Raw genomic sequence first — 14,557 nt, forward strand, 5'->3', positions numbered from 1 at the left:
ACCACCTCCCCTATTACACGGGCCCCACCCCCCCACCCCCGGGGGGCCACCCCGGCTCCCCCCCCCCCGCCGGGGGGGGGGGGGGCCCCCCCCCCCCCCCCCCCACCACCGGTGTCAGTCGAACAGCGCCGGCAGCGTGCCCTCCCAGGCCTCGCGCAGCTCGGCCAGCGGCAGCGAACCCAGCCCCTGGACCTCCAGCGCGTCGGACTCCGGGTCGACCACGCCGACCTTGCGCCACGGCAGGCCGCGAGCGGTGCACATGTCGGTGAACCGCAGCTCCTCCGTGCGCGGCACGGCCACCAGCACGCGGGCCGCCGACTCGCTGAACAGCTCGGTGAACTCGTCGCCCTCCAGGAACACCCGGGCACCGACCTCGCCGAGCAGGCACGTCTCGACCAGGGCCTGTGCCAGCCCACCCTCGGACAGGTCGTGCGCGGCGGACAGCATCCCGTCGCGCGAACCCGCCACCAGCACCTCGCCCAGCAGCTTCTCGCGGGCCAGGTCCACCTTCGGCGGCACGCCGCCCAGGTGGCCGTGCACCACGTGCGCCCACTCCGAGCCGCCGAACTCCGCGCGCGTCTCCCCGAGCAGCAGCAGCGTCTCGCCGGCCTCCGCGCCGATCCCGGTCGGGATCCGGCGGCGGACGTCGTCGATCACGCCGAGCACGCCCACCACCGGCGTCGGCAGGATCGCCGTCGAACCGGTCTGGTTGTAGAAGCTGACGTTGCCGCCGGTCACCGGGATGCCCAGCTCGACGCACCCGTCCGCCAGGCCCTTCACCGCCTGCTCGAACTGCCACATCACCGCCGGGTCCTCCGGCGAGCCGAAGTTCAGGCAGTTCGTGACGGCGACCGGCGTCGCGCCCGTCGTGGCCACGTTGCGGTACGCCTCGGCCAGCGCCAGCTGCGCGCCCGCGTACGGGTCCAGCTTGGCGTAGCGGCCGTTGCAGTCCGTGGACAGCGCCACGCCCCGGTTCGTCGACTCGTCGATGCGGATCATGCCCGAGTCGGAGGGCTGCGCGAGCACCGTGCCGCCGCGCACGTACCGGTCGTACTGCTGGGTGACCCACCGCTTCGACGCCAGGTTCGGCGACGCCGCCATCGTCTTGACCAGGTCGAGCAGCTCTTCGCGCGCGGGCTTGGGCAGCCCGTCGGGCGTGTCGGCCACCAGCGCGTCCTGGTCGGCCGGGCGCTCGATCGGCCGGTCGTACACCGGGCCCTCGTGCGCCACGGTCCGCGGCGGGACGTCCAGCACGACCTCGTCGTGCCAGGTGATGACCAGCCGGTCGCCGTCGGTCACCTCACCGATCTCGGTGGCGATGACGTCCCACTTCGCGCAGACCGCCAGGAACGCGTCCAGGTCCTCCGGCCGCACGACCGCGCACATGCGCTCCTGCGACTCGCTGGACAGGATCTCCGCCGGCGTCATGCCCGACGCGCGCAGCGGCACCCGGTCCAGGTGCACGAGCATGCCGCCGTCACCGGCGCTGGCCAGCTCCGACGTCGCGCAGGCCAGGCCCGCGCCGCCGAGGTCCTGGATGCCGACCACGATGCGCTCGGCGAACAGCTCCAGGCAGCACTCGATCAGCACCTTCTCGGTGAACGGGTCGCCCACCTGCACGCTCGGCAGCTTCTTGCGCTTGCCCGCCGAGGTATGTCCCCCCGCCGAGGCGGCATCGGACTCCGCGGTGTCGTCGAAGGTCTCGCTGGCCAGCACCGACACGCCGCCGATGCCGTCCAGACCGGTGCGCGCACCGAACAGGACGACCTTGTTGCCGACGCCCGAGGCGTGCGCCAGGTGCAGGTCCTCGACCCGCATCGCACCCACGCACAGGGCGTTGACCAGCGGGTTGCCCGCGTAGGTCGCGTCGAACACGACCTCGCCGCCGATGTTGGGCAGGCCGAGGCAGTTGCCGTAGCCGCCCACGCCGGCCACGATGCCCGGCAGCACGCGGCGGGTGTCCGGCGCGTCGGCGGGGCCGAACCGCAGCGGGTCCATCACGGCCAGCGGGCGCGCGCCCATCGCCAGGATGTCGCGCACGATGCCGCCCACACCCGTCGCCGCGCCCTGGTAAGGCTCAACGTAGGACGGGTGGTTGTGGCTCTCGGCCTTGAACGTGATCGCCCAGCCGTCACCGATGTCGACGACGCCCGCGTTCTCACCGATGCCCGCGAGCATCTTCTCGCGCATCTCGTCGGTGGTCGTCTCGCCGAAGTACTTCAGGTGCACCTTGGACGACTTGTAGGAGCAGTGCTCGCTCCACATCACCGAGTACATGGCCAGCTCGGCGTCCGTGGGGCGGCGGCCCAGGATGTCCTTGATGCGCGCGTACTCGTCGTCCTTCAGGCCCAGCTCCTTGTAGGGCTGCTCCTGGTCGGGCGTCTTCTCCGCGTGCTCGACGGTGTCGACGGTCATCAGGCGCTCACCACCGCGTCGACGAGGGACAGGAACATCCCGAGGCCGTCGTCGGTCGGGCCGGTCAGCGCGTCGATGGCGTGCTCCGGGTGCGGCATCAGGCCGACGACCCGGCCGTTGGCGCTGGTGATGCCCGCGATGTCGTTGCGCGAGCCGTTCGGGTTCTCCCCGACGTAGCGGAACACCACCCGGCCCTCGCCCTCCAGCTCGTCCAACGTGGACCGGTCGGCCTGGTAGCCGCCCTCACCGGACTTGAGCGGCACGAGGATCTCCGCGCCCTGGTCGTACCGGGTGGTCCAGGCGGTCGAGTTGTTCTCCACCTTCAGCCACTGGTCGCGGCACACGAAGTGCAGCTTGTGGTTGCGGATGAGCGCGCCGGGCAGCAGGTGCGCCTCGCACAGGATCTGGAATCCGTTGCAGATGCCGAGTACCGGCATGCCCTTGCGGGCGGCGTCCACCACTTCCTGCATGACCGGGGCGAACCGGGCGATCGCGCCGCAGCGCAGGTAGTCGCCGTAGGAGAACCCACCGGGCACGATGACCGCGTCGACGTCCTTCAGGTCGTGGTCGGCGTGCCAGAGGCTGACCGCCTCCGCGCCCGCGTACCGGACTGCGCGGGCCGCGTCGACGTCGTCCAGCGTGCCGGGGAACGTGATGACCCCGACCCTCATGCCTCGACCCGCCTCACGGCCCAGTCCTCGATCACGGGGTTGGCGAGGAATGTCTCGGCGATCTTGGCGAGCGTGGCGTCGTCGACGTCGTCGGCGACCTCCAGCTCGAAGTGCTTGCCCTGGCGGACAGTGGTGATTCCGTCGAACCCGAGACGGGGCAGCGCGTTGGCCACCGCCTGTCCTTGCGGGTCGAGGATCTCGGGCTTCGGCATGACGTCGACGACGACTCGGGCCACGACAGGCTGCTCCAAGGTAGGAGGGCTGGCGGTACCGGCAGAGCCTACCTGACCTGGGTGTTCATCAACTTCACAGGTGGCGGGCGGCACACGTTCACGAGAGATCACCCGATCGGGACGGGACAGTTCTGCGGGGGTCGCTGGTAATCTGAACCCAGCCGAGGCCCGTAAGCCGAGGAAGTGAACCCAGCCTACGTCCGGACGGTCGGCGGCTGGGTTTCGCGTTTCACGGGTCAATCAAGTCGGACCACGGATCCGATCACCGGATTCGTCCGGCGGGTCCAGTCACCGCCCAACCCGTGACACCCGACCACGATGTCGGGAATCCACAAGAGCGGCTCCAGCCCGCTCTCGCAGTGCTCGTACATCACGTGCGAGCCGCGGGCCTGCTTGCCCAGGGCCGTGCGGATGGTCAACAGGTCGATCCTGTCGCGGTCGTCGCGGCTGTCCAGCACCAGGCGGCCACCCTCAGGTCCACCAGGTCGTCGACCAGCCGGGCGAGGCACTTCTGCCTTGCCGGCTCCTCCCCGCCGCCACAACCCGCCCGGTAGACGTCGACGCGGACGCCGAACTCGGTCAGCCGGGAGAGGAGCAACTTGCGCCGCGACTCCTTCTCCTCGGCTTGCACAGCCACAGCCGGGTATCGACACCGCCGGGAGCGCGCTGGAACGATTGCGCTCGAACGTGCGTTCGCCGACCACCGGGACCAGCGGCCAGGAGGGGCGTTCGCTGTCGGCGGACGTGGTGGCGGGTCGGCGGTGGGGACCGCAGGGTGGGGTCCATGCGGATCCTGGTGCTCGGTGGGACGGTGTTCCTCAGCAAGGCGACGGCCGCCGAAGCGGTGCGGCGGGGGCACGAGGTGGTCTGCGCGGCGCGCGGGGAGTCCGGGTCCGTGCCCGACGGGGCGGTGCTGGTGCGCGTGGACCGGGACGTCGACCTGGGTCCGCTGGAGGGCGCGCACTTCGACGCGGTGGTGGACGTGGCGAAGATGTCGGTCACCTGGGTCCGCCGGGCGCTGGGAGCGGTCACCGCCGACCACTGGACGTTCGTCTCCAGCTGCTCGGTCTACGCCGACCACTCGACGCCCGGCACCACGGCCACCCTCGAACCGCTGGAGGACGACCCGGCCGCGCCGATGTCGCCGGACCGCTACGGCGGCGTCAAGGTGGCCAGTGAGAACGCCGTGCTGGACGCCGTCGGTGACCGAGCGTTCATCGTCCGCGCGGGCCTGATCACCGGGCCCGGCGACCCGAGCGACCGGTTCGGCTACTGGCCCGGCCGGCTGTCGCGGGGCGGTCGCGTCGTCGTCCCCGACGCGCCCGACCAGCCCGCGCAGCACGTCGACGCGCGCGACCTCGCCGCCTGGATCGTGGACGCGGCCGAGCGGCGCACCACCGGCACCTACGACGCGATCGGCCCGGCCAACCCGTTGTCGCTGGTCCTGGGCGAGATCGCGGGCGCGGTGGCGCCTCCGGGCACCGAGCTGGTCCGCGTGCCGGAAGCCGTCCTCCAGCGGCACGAGGTCGCGCCCTGGGTGGGGCCGCGGTCCCTGCCGCTGTGGTTGCCGCCGAGCCACCGGGCGATGATGTTCCGCGACTCCGGTCCCGCGCTGGCCGCCGGGCTGCGGGTCCGCCCCACGGCCGAGACCGCGCTGGACGCGCTGGAGCACGAACGCGCCCTCGGCCTGGACCGCGTCCGCCGCGCGGGCCTGCCGCCGGAGGTGGAGGACGCGCTCCTGCGCGACGTGGGCTGAGCGACGTGGGCTGAGCGACCGCGCCCCGACCGGAGTAGAACGGTCGGCAGCGAGAAGGAGGGCCCACCCCATGCTGATCGTCCACTTCGGACACTCGTGCCTGCTGGTCGACACCGGCGCCGCCCGCCTGCTGTTCGACCCGGGCACGTACTCGTCGGGCTTCGAGCAGGTCGAGGGCCTGGACGCGATTCTGATCACGCACGAGCACCGCGACCACCTCGACCCGGAGAAGCTGCCCGCCCTGCGCGCGGCCAACCCCGGCGCGCGCGTGGTCGCGCCGTTCGACCTGGACGGCGCCGAGCGGGTCGCGCCCGGTGACGCGCTGGAGTTCGGCGGCACGGTGGTCAACGTCCTCGACGCGCCGCACGGGGTCATCCACGAGAAGATCGAGCTGCCGGTGAACGTCGGCTACCTGGTCGACCACGGCGCGTTCTACCACCCGGGCGACTCGCTGGCCGTGCCGGAGCAACGCGTCGACGTCCTCGGCCTGCCCACCGCCGCGCCCTGGATGAAGGTCTCCGAGGCGGCGGACTTCCTGGCCGCGGTCGGCCCGCGCAAGGCGGTGCCGATCCACCAGGGGATCCTCACGCAGACCGAGATCTTCTACCGGGTCCTGACCGGCACCGCGCCCGAGGGCGTGGAGGTCGTCGTGCTGCCCCTCGGCGAGGCGGTCGAGCTGTAGGGCGCGGGCGGGCGGTAGGTGGTGGGCAGCGCGCCGTGGTGCAGGGCCAGGTCGACGGCCTCCAGCAGCACGTCGCGCGCCCCCGGCCGGTCCAGCGCCGCGGCGTCCACCTCGAGTCGCACGAGCCCACCGCGCCGAGCTTCCCGGCCCACGCCGGCCAGGTAGCCGGAGTGGCCGCCGACCACCCGCACCCGACCGGTCCGCACGTCGCCGGTGCGCAGGTCGCGCACGCCGGCCATGTCCGCGCACACCGCGAACCGGTGCCGCCGCAGCGCGACCACCGTGCCCGGTGACGCGAGCCTGCTCGGCGGCGTGAACAGGTCGGTGGCCAGGCCCGACCGCTCCAGCGCGGCCCGCGCGGCGATCAGCCGCAGGCCGGCTTCGTGCGCGGGCAGCGCGGAGGACTCCACCCACCGACGCAGCGACACGGCCCGGCGCGACGGGTCCGGCTGGTGGTCGAAGCCGTGCAGGACCAGGGCGTCACCGGCGGCCACGCGTCGGCGCAGCCACGTCGACGCCTCACCGGGAACGGCCCTGCGCGGCGCGAGGAGCAGCGACAACGGCACCCGCCGCCGGTCCAGCTCGTCCGCGAGGGCGGCGCACCGGGCGAGCGTGCCCGACCCGATGCCGGACAGCGAGACCACGAGTTCGGCGACCATGCCACCAGTGCGCACCACCGCCGTGTCGCCCGTCCGACGAGCGGCCGAAGACGACTCGAAGACCGGATGACGACCCGGTGCCCTACTCCGGGCTCGGCCAGTCCGCGAACGACCGGCCGGTGATCCGCTCGTACGCCTCCACGTACCGCGAGCGGGTGGCGGCGACGACGTCGTCGGGCAGCGGTGGCGGCGGCACGTCGGACGCCCGGTCCCAGCCGGACGCCGGCGAGGTGAGCCAGTCGCGCACGTACTGCTTGTCGAACGACGGCTGCACGCGCCCCGGCTCGTAACCGTCCAGCGGCCAGTACCGCGACGAGTCCGGCGTCAGCACCTCGTCGGCCAGCACCAGCGCGCCGGACCGGTCCACGCCGAACTCGAACTTCGTGTCGGCCAGGATCACGCCCCGGGACCGCGCGAACTCGCGGGCCGCGCCGTAGACCTCCAGCGTGACGTCCCGCAGCCGGGTGGCCAGCGACGTGCCGACCTGCGCCTCGACGTGCTCGAACGACACGTTCTCGTCGTGCGCGCCGAGCTCGGCCTTCGTCGCCGGGGTGAAGATCGGCGGCACCAGCTCCGAGGCCTCCACCAGGCCGGACGGCAGCTCCACGCCGCACACCGAGCCGGTCTGCCGGTACTCGGCCATGCCGGACCCGGTCAGGTAACCGCGGGCGACGCACTCGACCTGGACCATCTCCAGCCGACGCACCAGCAGCGCCCGACCGCGCACCTCGGCGGGGATGCGCGGGTCGTCCCACGCCACCAGGTGGTGGGGCACCAGGTCCGCGAACCGCTCGAACCAGAACACGCTCATCGCGGTGAGCACCCGGCCCTTGTCCGGGATCGTGGTGGTGAGCACGTGGTCGTAGGCGGAGATCCGGTCGGACGCCACGAACAGCAGCAGGTCGTCGTCCACCTCGTGGACCTGACGGACCTTGCCGGCGGCGACCAGGCGGTAGTCGGCGAGCTTGGGCACGGCCGAAGCCTACTTGTCCCAGCTCATGGGCGGCCCTTCCCACCTGCGGCAAGATTCCCCCCATGCGTGCACCCGGACTGATACTCGCCGTGACCGCCACCGTCGCGGTCGCCTGCGCCCCCGCAGACCAGACCGCGCCGCCGACCAACCAGGTGGACGGTGTGGCCTGCACGAAGGACAAGCTGGCCACCCTCACCCCCGGCAAGGTCACCTTCGGCACGGACCAGCCCGCGTACGAGCCGTGGTTCGTGGACGACGACCCGGACAACGGCAAGGGCTTCGAGTCGGCCATCGCCTACGCCCTGGCCGAGGAGCTGGGTTACGCGAAGACCGACGTGGTGTGGACGCGGGTGCCGTTCAACGCCGCCATCCAGCCGGGCAAGAAGACCTACGACATGGACCTGAACGAGTTCTCGATCACCGAGGAGCGCAAGCAGGCCGTCGACTTCTCCGCGCCGTACTACGACGTGGACCAGGCCGTGATCACGCTGAAGGCGTCCAAGGCCGCCGGGGCGAAGACGCTGGCCGAGCTCAAGCAGGTCAAGATCGGCGCGCAGGTCGGCACGACCAGCTTCGACGCCGCCCAGCGCCTGCAGCCGGCGCAGGACGTCGCGGTCTACAACACCAACGACGACGCCAAGGCCGCCTTGCGCGCCGGGCAGATCGACGCGCTGGTGGTCGACCTGCCGACCGCGTTCTTCATCACCTCCGCCGAGCTGGAGGACGGGCTGATCGTCGGCCAGATCCCGGCGGGCGACGGCAAGCCCGAGCAGTTCGGCATCGTGCTGGACAAGGGCAGCCCGCTGACCGCGTGCGTCTCCACCGCGGTGGAGAACCTGCGCGCCGACGGCACGCTGGCCGGGATCGAGCGGGACTGGCTGTCGTCCGCGGGCACAGCACCCGAGCTGAAGTGACGAGCGAGCTGCAACGGGAGCGCCTGGCCTACAAGCGCTCCCGTTCGCGGCGGTCCACCCTGGTCGCCCTGCTCTCGACCACCGTGTTCGCCGTCGCGGTCGGCGTCACCGTCGCCGGCGCACCGGGTTGGCCGCGGGTGCGGCAGTCGTTCTTCGACGTGGAGATCGCGTGGCGCTCGCTGCCCGCGATCCTCGAAGGGCTCTGGCTGAACCTGCGCGTGCTCGTGGTGTGCGGGGCGCTGATCCTGGTGCTGGCGCTGGGCGTGGCGGCGCTGCGCACGCTGCGCAGCCCGGTGTGGTTCCCGCTGCGGGCGCTGGCCACGGTGTACGTGGACCTGTTCCGCGGCCTGCCGCTGATCATCCTGCTGTACCTGGTGGGGTTCGGGCTGCCCGCGCTGCGGCTGACCGGCGTGCCCAACGACTTCGTGGTGCTCGGCTGCGCGGCGCTGGTGCTGGCCTACACCGCGTACGTGGCCGAGGTGTTCCGCGCCGGCATCGAGTCGGTGCACCCGTCGCAGGTCGCGGCGGCCCGGTCGCTGGGCCTGAGCCCGCGCAAGACCCTGCGGCTGGTCGTGCTGCCGCAGGCCGTGCGGCGGGTCATGCCCGCGCTGCTCAACGACTTCGTCGCGCTGCAGAAGGACTGCGGGCTGATCTCCGTGCTCGGCGCGGTGGACGCGGTCCGCGCGGCGCAGATCGAGCACGCCCGCGCGTTCAACTTCACCCCGTACGTGGTGGCCGGACTGCTGTTCGTGCTGCTCGCGGCACCCACGGCCCGGCTCGCGGACGCCGTGGGCCGACGGGTCGAACACCGTCAGGGGGGACGATGACCGAACCGGTGCTCAGCGTCCGAGGTGTCGTCAAGCGCTACGGCGCCGCCACCGTGCTGGACGGGATCAGCCTCGACGTGCACGAGCACGAGGTGGTCACCGTGATCGGGTCGTCGGGTTCGGGCAAGTCGACCCTGCTCAGGTGCGTGAACCTGCTCGAAGAGCTGGACGACGGCCAGGTGCTGCTCGACGGCGTGGACGTGTCCGACCCGCGGGTGGACGCCGACCGGGCCCGGCGCGGCATGGGCATCGTGTTCCAGGCGTTCAACCTGTTCCCGCACATGAGCGTGCTGGACAACATCACCCTCGCGCCGCGCGTGGTGCACGGCGTGCCGCGGGACGTGGCCGAGCGCAACGCCTACGACCTGCTCGAACGGGTGGGGCTCGCGGATCGGGGCCGCAGCTACCCCGAGCGGTTGTCCGGGGGTCAGCAGCAGCGGGTGGCCATCGCCCGCGCGCTGGCCTACTCGCCGCGGTTGCTGCTGCTGGACGAGATCACCAGCGCGTTGGACCCCGAGCTGGTCGGTGAGGTGTTGTCGCTGGTCAGGGAGCTGGCCGTGACCGGTCGGACGATCCTGATGGCCACGCACGAGATGGGCTTCGCCCGGCAGGTGGCCGACCGGGTGGTGTTCCTCGACGGCGGCAGGCTGGTCGAGTCCGGACCGCCCGAGCAGGTGCTCGGTGATCCGGAGCACCCCCGCACCCGGCAGTTCCTGCGCCGGATCATCGACGCGGGCCGCCTTTAGGCGGTCCCCGGCTGGGCCAGTCGGTAGACGCCACTTGGGGTATCGGACGAGTGAGCCCTACTCTGCTTGCCGTGGTCCCTCGGAAGCCTTTTGCGGCACCCGTCGTGGTGAGCGGCGGGTTGCTGGCGCTGCTGCTCACGGGCGCCTGCGCGAAGCCCTCGCCGAACCCGGAGCCGGTGCTGCTGCCGACGGTGTCCAGCACGGCGCCGGTGACGTCGATCCCGGCGGTGGCCAACATCACCGTGCGGCCCGCGCCGACCACCCCGCCACCACCGCCGACGGTGGCCGAGACGACGGAACCGCCACCCCCACCGCCGGTGCAGGTCCCACCCGAGCCCGAGCCGCGGCCGACGACCGTGCCGACGACCACCCCGCCCCGGTTCGACGAGGTCGCCCTGGAGGGCTTCCCGTGCGAGGAGCAGGGCGCGACGGCGGTCGACCCGGCGGGCCGCAAGCTGGTGTGCACGCCGACCCGCCGGGGACGGCTGGTCTGGGGCAGGCCCTGACCGGGGTGTGAGGGCCTAGAGGATCGGGGCCGGGGCGTAGTCGGCCGCGGTCGGGTAGTTCGCCAGCACGTCCTCGACCTGCCGCACCACGTCCGCCACCTGCTGCTCGGCCACGCCGGTGAACGACAGCCGGTCGGCCAGCAGGCCGTCCAGCGCCGCCCGGTCCAGCGGCAGCCGGTCGTCGGCGGCGAACCGGTCCAGCAGGTCGTTCTCCGCCAGGCCCTGCTCGCGCATGGCCAGCGCGACCGCGACGGAGTGCTCCTTGATGACCTCGTGCGCGGTCTCCCGCCCGACGCCCGCCCGGATCGCCGCCATCAGCACCTTCGTGGTCGCCAGGAACGGCAGGTAGCGGTCCAGCTCGCGGGCGACGACCGCCGGGTAGGCGCCGAACTCGTCCAGCACCGTGATGAACGTCTCCAACAGCCCGTCGAAGGCGAAGAACGCGTCCGGCAGCGCGACCCGGCGCACCACCGAGCAGGACACGTCACCCTCGTTCCACTGGTCGCCCGACAGCTCACCGACCATGGACAGGTAGCCGCGCAGGATGACCGCGAAGCCGTTGACCCGCTCGCACGACCGGGTGTTCATCTTGTGCGGCATCGCGCTGGAGCCGACCTGGCCCGGCTTGAAGCCCTCGGTGACCAGCTCGTGGCCCGCCATCAGCCGGATGGTCTTGGCCAGCGACGACGGCCCGGCGGCCAGCTGCACGAGGGCGGAGACGACGTCGAAGTCCAGCGACCGCGGGTAGACCTGGCCGACGCTGGTCAGCACGGTGACGAAGCCGAGGTGGCCCGCGACCCGGCGCTCCAGCTCGACCAGCTTGTCCCGGTCGCCGCCGAGCAGGTCGAGCATGTCCTGGGCGGTGCCGACCGGGCCCTTGATGCCGCGCAGCGGGTAGCGGGAGATCAGCTCGTCCAGCCGCCGGAACGCGACCAGCACCTCGTCGGCGGTGGTGGCGAAGCGCTTGCCGAGCGTGGTGGCCTGCGCGGCGACGTTGTGCGACCGGCCCGCGAGCACCAGGTCGGTGTGCTCGGCGGCCCGCCGGGCGAGGCGGGCCAGGACGGCGGCGGTCTTGCCGCGCACGTGCTCCAGGGACCGCAGCACCTGGAGCTGCTCGACGTTCTCGGTGAGGTCGCGCGAGGTCATGCCCTTGTGCACGTGCTCGTGCCCGGCCAGCGCGTTGAACTCCTCGATGCGCGCCTTCACGTCGTGGCGGGTGACCCGCTCGCGCTCCGCGATGGACGCCAGGTCGACCTGCTCGACCACCCGCTCGTAGTCGGCGACGGCCTCGGCGGGTACGTCGAGGCCGAGCTCGGCCTGCGCCTTCAGCACGGCGAGCCACAGCCGCCGCTCCAGCACGATCTTGTGCTCGGCGGACCACAGCGTGGCCAGCTCCGTGGAGGCGTAGCGACCGGCGAGGACATTGGCGATGCGGGGCTTGACCGTCACGTGACCAGCTTATTTCGCGCCGGCGGCGGGCCGGACGCCGGGGATCGTCAGGGTGCCAGCCCGGGATCGGTGGCCAACGCCACGAGCTCGTCGACCGTCAGCGCCACCTCGGCCCGCGGCCCTGCGGCCGTGGCCGGGTCGTAGTTGTAGCCGGTGACCTGGACCACCGAGCCGTCGGCGCGGAAGTGCACCACCGTGCGCGTGATCGCCTTCCCGGTCCCGTGGACGTCGGAGGACGCCGCGTAGCTGCCGTCCGCCAGGAGCCGGGACTCGTCGCAGGTGACCGTGGCGCAGAACTCCTCCAGGGTCGACGTCGCCGGTGGCGGGGAGAGCTGCACCACCACCTGGCCGGCCCCCTCCGCGTCGACGAAGGTCAGCCACCCGGTGATGCGCCCCGCTTCGTTCTCGGGGTGGACGGCGAACTCGACCTGCGTCACCTTCGCGTCCGGCACGACCTCGGTGAACCGCTCGCCCAGGTGGTGCTCGAGGTAGGCCCGGAGGCCCTCGGAGCCGGGCGTCGCGGCGACCGGCGGGGACGGTGGCACCGTCCCGACCACCGTGGGCGGGGTGGGCGCGGCGGTCGTCAGCACCGGCCCCCGGCCCGCGTCGACGCCGGCTTCCGCGGCCACGTCGTGGCGGGGTCGCCGGTCGAGCACACCCGGCAGGGACAGCACCGTGCCGGTGAGGACGAGCGTCGCCACCACCGCGGCCACCAGCGCCCGACGCCGCCGCACGTGCCGACCGCGCCGGATCAGCCGGTCCGGGTCGAAGTCCAGCGGCGGCTCGTCGACGACCGCCGCGCGCAGCGCTTCGCGCAGGTCCGCTTCGCTCACGACGCCACCACCGCCCCCTGCTCCAGTTTGTCGACCGCGGCGCGCAACGCCACCAGCCCGCGCGCCGTCTGGCTCTTCACCGTGCCCTCGGTGCAGCCCATCGCCGCCGCGACCTCGCTCACCGGCAGGTCCTCGAAGTACCGCAGCACCAGCACGGCCCGCTGGCGCGGCGGCACGTGCAGCAGCGCCGCGTGCACCAGGTCCCGCGCCCACAGCCGTTCGCCGGACCGCTCCGGGTCGCTCGCCGCGTCGGCCACGTCCGGCACCTCGCCGTCGCGCTGCTCGGCCCGCCGCCACGGCCTGCGCTTCTCGTCCAGCCACGTGCGCAGCAGCACCTTGCGCGCGTACCCCGACGCGTTGTCGCGCCACTCGATCCGGTGCCACGCCTGGTACAGCTTGAGCAGGCTGGCCTGCATCAGGTCCTCGGCCGTGTGCCAGTCGCCGCAGAACAGGTACGCGGTGCGCCGCAGCGAAGCGGCGTGGCCCACCGCGAACTCGCGGAAACCCCGCTCCTCGGCCTCGCGCATGCGATCGGTCCCCTTCCGCGCCCCCACACCTCACACGTGCGAGGGGGTCAGCGGGGTTGCACCGACTTGCGCAGCATCCGCCGGGCCACCGCGCGGGGGTCCGGGCTGATCTCGATGAGCGCGTTCACCACCGCGCCGTCGACCAGCGCGATCAGCTCCTGCACGCGTTCCCGGTCGACCGGCTGACCGGCGCGGGCGAAGATGTCGAACAGCAGGGAGTGCAGCTCACCGGACATCCTGCGCATCAACGGCCGCAGGTAGGGCCGCCGACCGGTGGCGACCAGCCGCTCGTAGCGCAGCAGCACGGCCTCGGCGTCGCGTTCGCCGGACGGCCCGAGCAGCAGGTCCAGCACGAGCTCGACGAACGCGTCGCCGCCGCACTCGCTCGGGTCCAGCTCGTCGAGCCTGGCCTTGCCGTAGGCCAGCTCGGCGTTGGCGTGGAACTCCAGGGCGGCGGTGACCAGCTCGTCCAGCGAGTCGAAGTAGTAGGTGGTGGAGGCCAGCGGCAGGCCCGCGCGCTCGGCGACGGCGCGGTGCCGGATCGCGTCGAACCCGCCGTCCACCAACAGGCTCGCCGCGGCCTCGACGAGCGCTTGGCGCCGGCGTTCGCCCTTCGGCGTTGCGGCTGTCATTGCAGGAAAGGTACTAGTGCGGGACCGACCGGTGCCCGCACGTCCTCAGAACCGCGCCGCCAGCCGATCCGCCCACGCGGGCAGCTCGTCCTGGAACGGGTCGTCCGCGGCCGCCGCGGACCGGCTGATCACGTACAGCTCGTCGCCGCCCGCCGTCTTCGCCGACGCGTAGGCCTCGGTGCGGTCCGGCGACAGGGCCGTGCCCGAGGGCGTGATCACGACCGACACCGTGCCGTAGTCGTCGCCGTCGCGCACCAGGAAGCTCGCGCCCCGCGCCCCCGCCGGGCAGTCGGCCGCCGCGGGGGAGGCCTGGCCCGCGTTGGCGACCGGGAGCTCGTCGGCGAGGGCGACGGCGAGCTCCCGGTCCACCTCAACGCACCCGCGTTGGGCGCTGCCGACCGGCGTGCGGTCGGCACTCCCCGATGGCTCGTCCCCCTGCGTAGACGGGTCCTCGGGGAGGCTCTTGGGCGGTATTCCACCGCTGCGGTCCGGTGACACGTCGCCCTTCGGCAGCATCTCCGGCTCGCCCGCGCTGAATGGTGTGACGTTAGGGGAAGAAGCGTCCTGAGCGGAACCCGCGGCGACCTCCGCGCCGCCCGGGTCCCGGAAGAGGCCGGTGGTGAGGGCCGCGCCGCCGAACACGAGCACCAGCACGGCCGCGGCGCCGACCGCGAGGGCCGACCGCCGACGTGCGGCCGGAGGGCACCCCCGACGAGCGCCTGCCCGCCCTGGTC

The 14,557-nt window shown here is 72.8% G+C and carries 18 protein-coding genes; 6 read left to right on the forward strand and 12 right to left on the reverse strand.

The genetic code is table 11. From position 1 onward, the window contains the following. Positions 1 to 114: 114 nt before the first annotated feature. The 5 genes from purL to AB0G02_RS00775 form a co-directional block, all read right to left on the reverse strand. Positions 115 to 2,415 carry a phosphoribosylformylglycinamidine synthase subunit PurL gene (gene purL / locus AB0G02_RS00755; protein ID WP_360787190.1) on the reverse strand — a complete coding sequence of 767 codons (2,301 nt, stop codon included), beginning with the start codon at positions 2,413 to 2,415 and terminating at the stop codon, positions 115 to 117. Continuing rightward, on the reverse strand, positions 2,415 to 3,086 hold the full coding sequence (purQ, locus tag AB0G02_RS00760; RefSeq protein ID WP_360787193.1) for a phosphoribosylformylglycinamidine synthase subunit PurQ: 672 nt from the start codon (positions 3,084 to 3,086) through the stop codon (positions 2,415 to 2,417). The genes purL and purQ overlap by 1 nt, the downstream gene beginning before the upstream one ends. Beyond that, positions 3,083 to 3,322 (reverse strand): phosphoribosylformylglycinamidine synthase subunit PurS, encoded by a 240-nt coding sequence (gene purS, locus AB0G02_RS00765; protein ID WP_360787195.1) that lies wholly within the window; start codon positions 3,320 to 3,322, stop codon positions 3,083 to 3,085. The genes purQ and purS overlap by 4 nt, the downstream gene beginning before the upstream one ends. Before the next feature lie 233 nt (positions 3,323 to 3,555). Next, a complete protein-coding gene (locus AB0G02_RS00770; protein WP_360787198.1) occupies positions 3,556 to 3,738 on the reverse strand; it encodes a hypothetical protein in 183 nt (60 codons plus the stop codon). Beyond that, positions 3,735 to 3,956 (reverse strand): hypothetical protein, encoded by a 222-nt coding sequence (locus AB0G02_RS00775; protein WP_360787200.1) that lies wholly within the window; start codon positions 3,954 to 3,956, stop codon positions 3,735 to 3,737. Before AB0G02_RS00775 ends, AB0G02_RS00770 begins: the two co-directional genes overlap by 4 nt. A 147-nt stretch (positions 3,957 to 4,103) precedes the next feature. On the opposite strand from AB0G02_RS00775, the gene AB0G02_RS00780 reads away from it, so the two are divergent. Together AB0G02_RS00780 and AB0G02_RS00785 are read left to right on the forward strand one after the other, a co-directional pair. Further along, positions 4,104 to 5,075: an NAD-dependent epimerase/dehydratase family protein gene (locus AB0G02_RS00780; protein WP_360787202.1), complete on the forward strand. Its 972-nt coding sequence runs from the start codon at positions 4,104 to 4,106 to the stop codon at positions 5,073 to 5,075. Between the two features lie 70 nt (positions 5,076 to 5,145). Continuing rightward, a complete protein-coding gene (locus tag AB0G02_RS00785; RefSeq protein WP_360787205.1) occupies positions 5,146 to 5,757 on the forward strand; it encodes an MBL fold metallo-hydrolase in 612 nt (203 codons plus the stop codon). Here the strand turns inward: AB0G02_RS00785 and AB0G02_RS00790 are convergent. Then, positions 5,679 to 6,416, reverse strand: coding sequence for a DUF2334 domain-containing protein (locus tag AB0G02_RS00790; RefSeq protein ID WP_360787208.1), 738 nt, complete (start codon positions 6,414 to 6,416; stop codon positions 5,679 to 5,681). The genes AB0G02_RS00785 and AB0G02_RS00790 overlap by 79 nt on opposite strands. A gap of 82 nt (positions 6,417 to 6,498) precedes the next feature. Next, positions 6,499 to 7,389 (reverse strand): phosphoribosylaminoimidazolesuccinocarboxamide synthase, encoded by an 891-nt coding sequence (locus AB0G02_RS00795; RefSeq protein WP_360787211.1) that lies wholly within the window; start codon positions 7,387 to 7,389, stop codon positions 6,499 to 6,501. A gap of 62 nt (positions 7,390 to 7,451) precedes the next feature. Here AB0G02_RS00795 and AB0G02_RS00800 point away from each other — a divergent pair, with 62 nt between their 5' ends. From AB0G02_RS00800 to AB0G02_RS00815, 4 genes are all read left to right on the forward strand, one after another. Then, complete coding sequence (locus AB0G02_RS00800; protein ID WP_360787213.1) at positions 7,452 to 8,303, forward strand: ABC transporter substrate-binding protein; 852 nt, start codon at positions 7,452 to 7,454, stop codon at positions 8,301 to 8,303. Beyond that, positions 8,300 to 9,130 carry an amino acid ABC transporter permease gene (locus tag AB0G02_RS00805; protein WP_360787215.1) on the forward strand — a complete coding sequence of 277 codons (831 nt, stop codon included), beginning with the start codon at positions 8,300 to 8,302 and terminating at the stop codon, positions 9,128 to 9,130. Before AB0G02_RS00800 ends, AB0G02_RS00805 begins: the two co-directional genes overlap by 4 nt. After that, positions 9,127 to 9,876 carry an amino acid ABC transporter ATP-binding protein gene (locus AB0G02_RS00810; protein WP_360787218.1) on the forward strand — a complete coding sequence of 250 codons (750 nt, stop codon included), beginning with the start codon at positions 9,127 to 9,129 and terminating at the stop codon, positions 9,874 to 9,876. Before AB0G02_RS00805 ends, AB0G02_RS00810 begins: the two co-directional genes overlap by 4 nt. A 71-nt stretch (positions 9,877 to 9,947) precedes the next feature. After that, positions 9,948 to 10,382 carry a hypothetical protein gene (locus AB0G02_RS00815; protein WP_360787221.1) on the forward strand — a complete coding sequence of 145 codons (435 nt, stop codon included), beginning with the start codon at positions 9,948 to 9,950 and terminating at the stop codon, positions 10,380 to 10,382. A gap of 15 nt (positions 10,383 to 10,397) precedes the next feature. Here AB0G02_RS00815 and purB read toward each other — a convergent pair whose 3' ends face one another. From purB to AB0G02_RS00840, 5 genes are all read right to left on the reverse strand, one after another. Continuing rightward, positions 10,398 to 11,831, reverse strand: a complete 1,434-nt coding sequence (gene purB / locus AB0G02_RS00820) for an adenylosuccinate lyase (RefSeq protein WP_360787225.1) — start codon at positions 11,829 to 11,831, stop codon at positions 10,398 to 10,400. Between the two features lie 47 nt (positions 11,832 to 11,878). Continuing rightward, positions 11,879 to 12,664, reverse strand: a complete 786-nt coding sequence (locus AB0G02_RS00825) for a hypothetical protein (RefSeq protein ID WP_360787228.1) — start codon at positions 12,662 to 12,664, stop codon at positions 11,879 to 11,881. Then, on the reverse strand, positions 12,661 to 13,191 hold the full coding sequence (locus AB0G02_RS00830) for a SigE family RNA polymerase sigma factor (protein WP_360787231.1): 531 nt from the start codon (positions 13,189 to 13,191) through the stop codon (positions 12,661 to 12,663). The genes AB0G02_RS00825 and AB0G02_RS00830 overlap by 4 nt, the downstream gene beginning before the upstream one ends. A 47-nt stretch (positions 13,192 to 13,238) precedes the next feature. Beyond that, positions 13,239 to 13,823, reverse strand: a complete 585-nt coding sequence (locus AB0G02_RS00835) for a TetR family transcriptional regulator C-terminal domain-containing protein (protein ID WP_360787234.1) — start codon at positions 13,821 to 13,823, stop codon at positions 13,239 to 13,241. 45 nt (positions 13,824 to 13,868) lie between these two features. Then, positions 13,869 to 14,557: hypothetical protein (locus AB0G02_RS00840; protein WP_360787236.1), on the reverse strand; the 689-nt coding region annotated here is incomplete at its 5' end.

It is taken from the genome of Actinosynnema sp. NPDC023658 (assembly GCF_040639995.1).
In the GTDB taxonomy this organism is placed as follows: domain Bacteria; phylum Actinomycetota; class Actinomycetes; order Mycobacteriales; family Pseudonocardiaceae; genus Actinosynnema.

Coding starts and splice junctions, on each gene's coding strand:
- purL (WP_360787190.1), bottom strand. CDS start 2,415: ATGACCGTCGACACCGTCGAGCACGCGGAGAAGACGCCCGACCAGGAG.
- purQ (WP_360787193.1), bottom strand. CDS start 3,086: ATGAGGGTCGGGGTCATCACGTTCCCCGGCACGCTGGACGACGTCGAC.
- AB0G02_RS00780 (WP_360787202.1), top strand. CDS start 4,104: ATGCGGATCCTGGTGCTCGGTGGGACGGTGTTCCTCAGCAAGGCGACG.
- AB0G02_RS00785 (WP_360787205.1), top strand. CDS start 5,146: ATGCTGATCGTCCACTTCGGACACTCGTGCCTGCTGGTCGACACCGGC.
- AB0G02_RS00790 (WP_360787208.1), bottom strand. CDS start 6,416: ATGGTCGCCGAACTCGTGGTCTCGCTGTCCGGCATCGGGTCGGGCACG.
- AB0G02_RS00800 (WP_360787213.1), top strand. CDS start 7,452: ATGCGTGCACCCGGACTGATACTCGCCGTGACCGCCACCGTCGCGGTC.
- AB0G02_RS00810 (WP_360787218.1), top strand. CDS start 9,127: ATGACCGAACCGGTGCTCAGCGTCCGAGGTGTCGTCAAGCGCTACGGC.
- AB0G02_RS00830 (WP_360787231.1), bottom strand. CDS start 13,191: ATGCGCGAGGCCGAGGAGCGGGGTTTCCGCGAGTTCGCGGTGGGCCAC.
- AB0G02_RS00835 (WP_360787234.1), bottom strand. CDS start 13,823: ATGACAGCCGCAACGCCGAAGGGCGAACGCCGGCGCCAAGCGCTCGTC.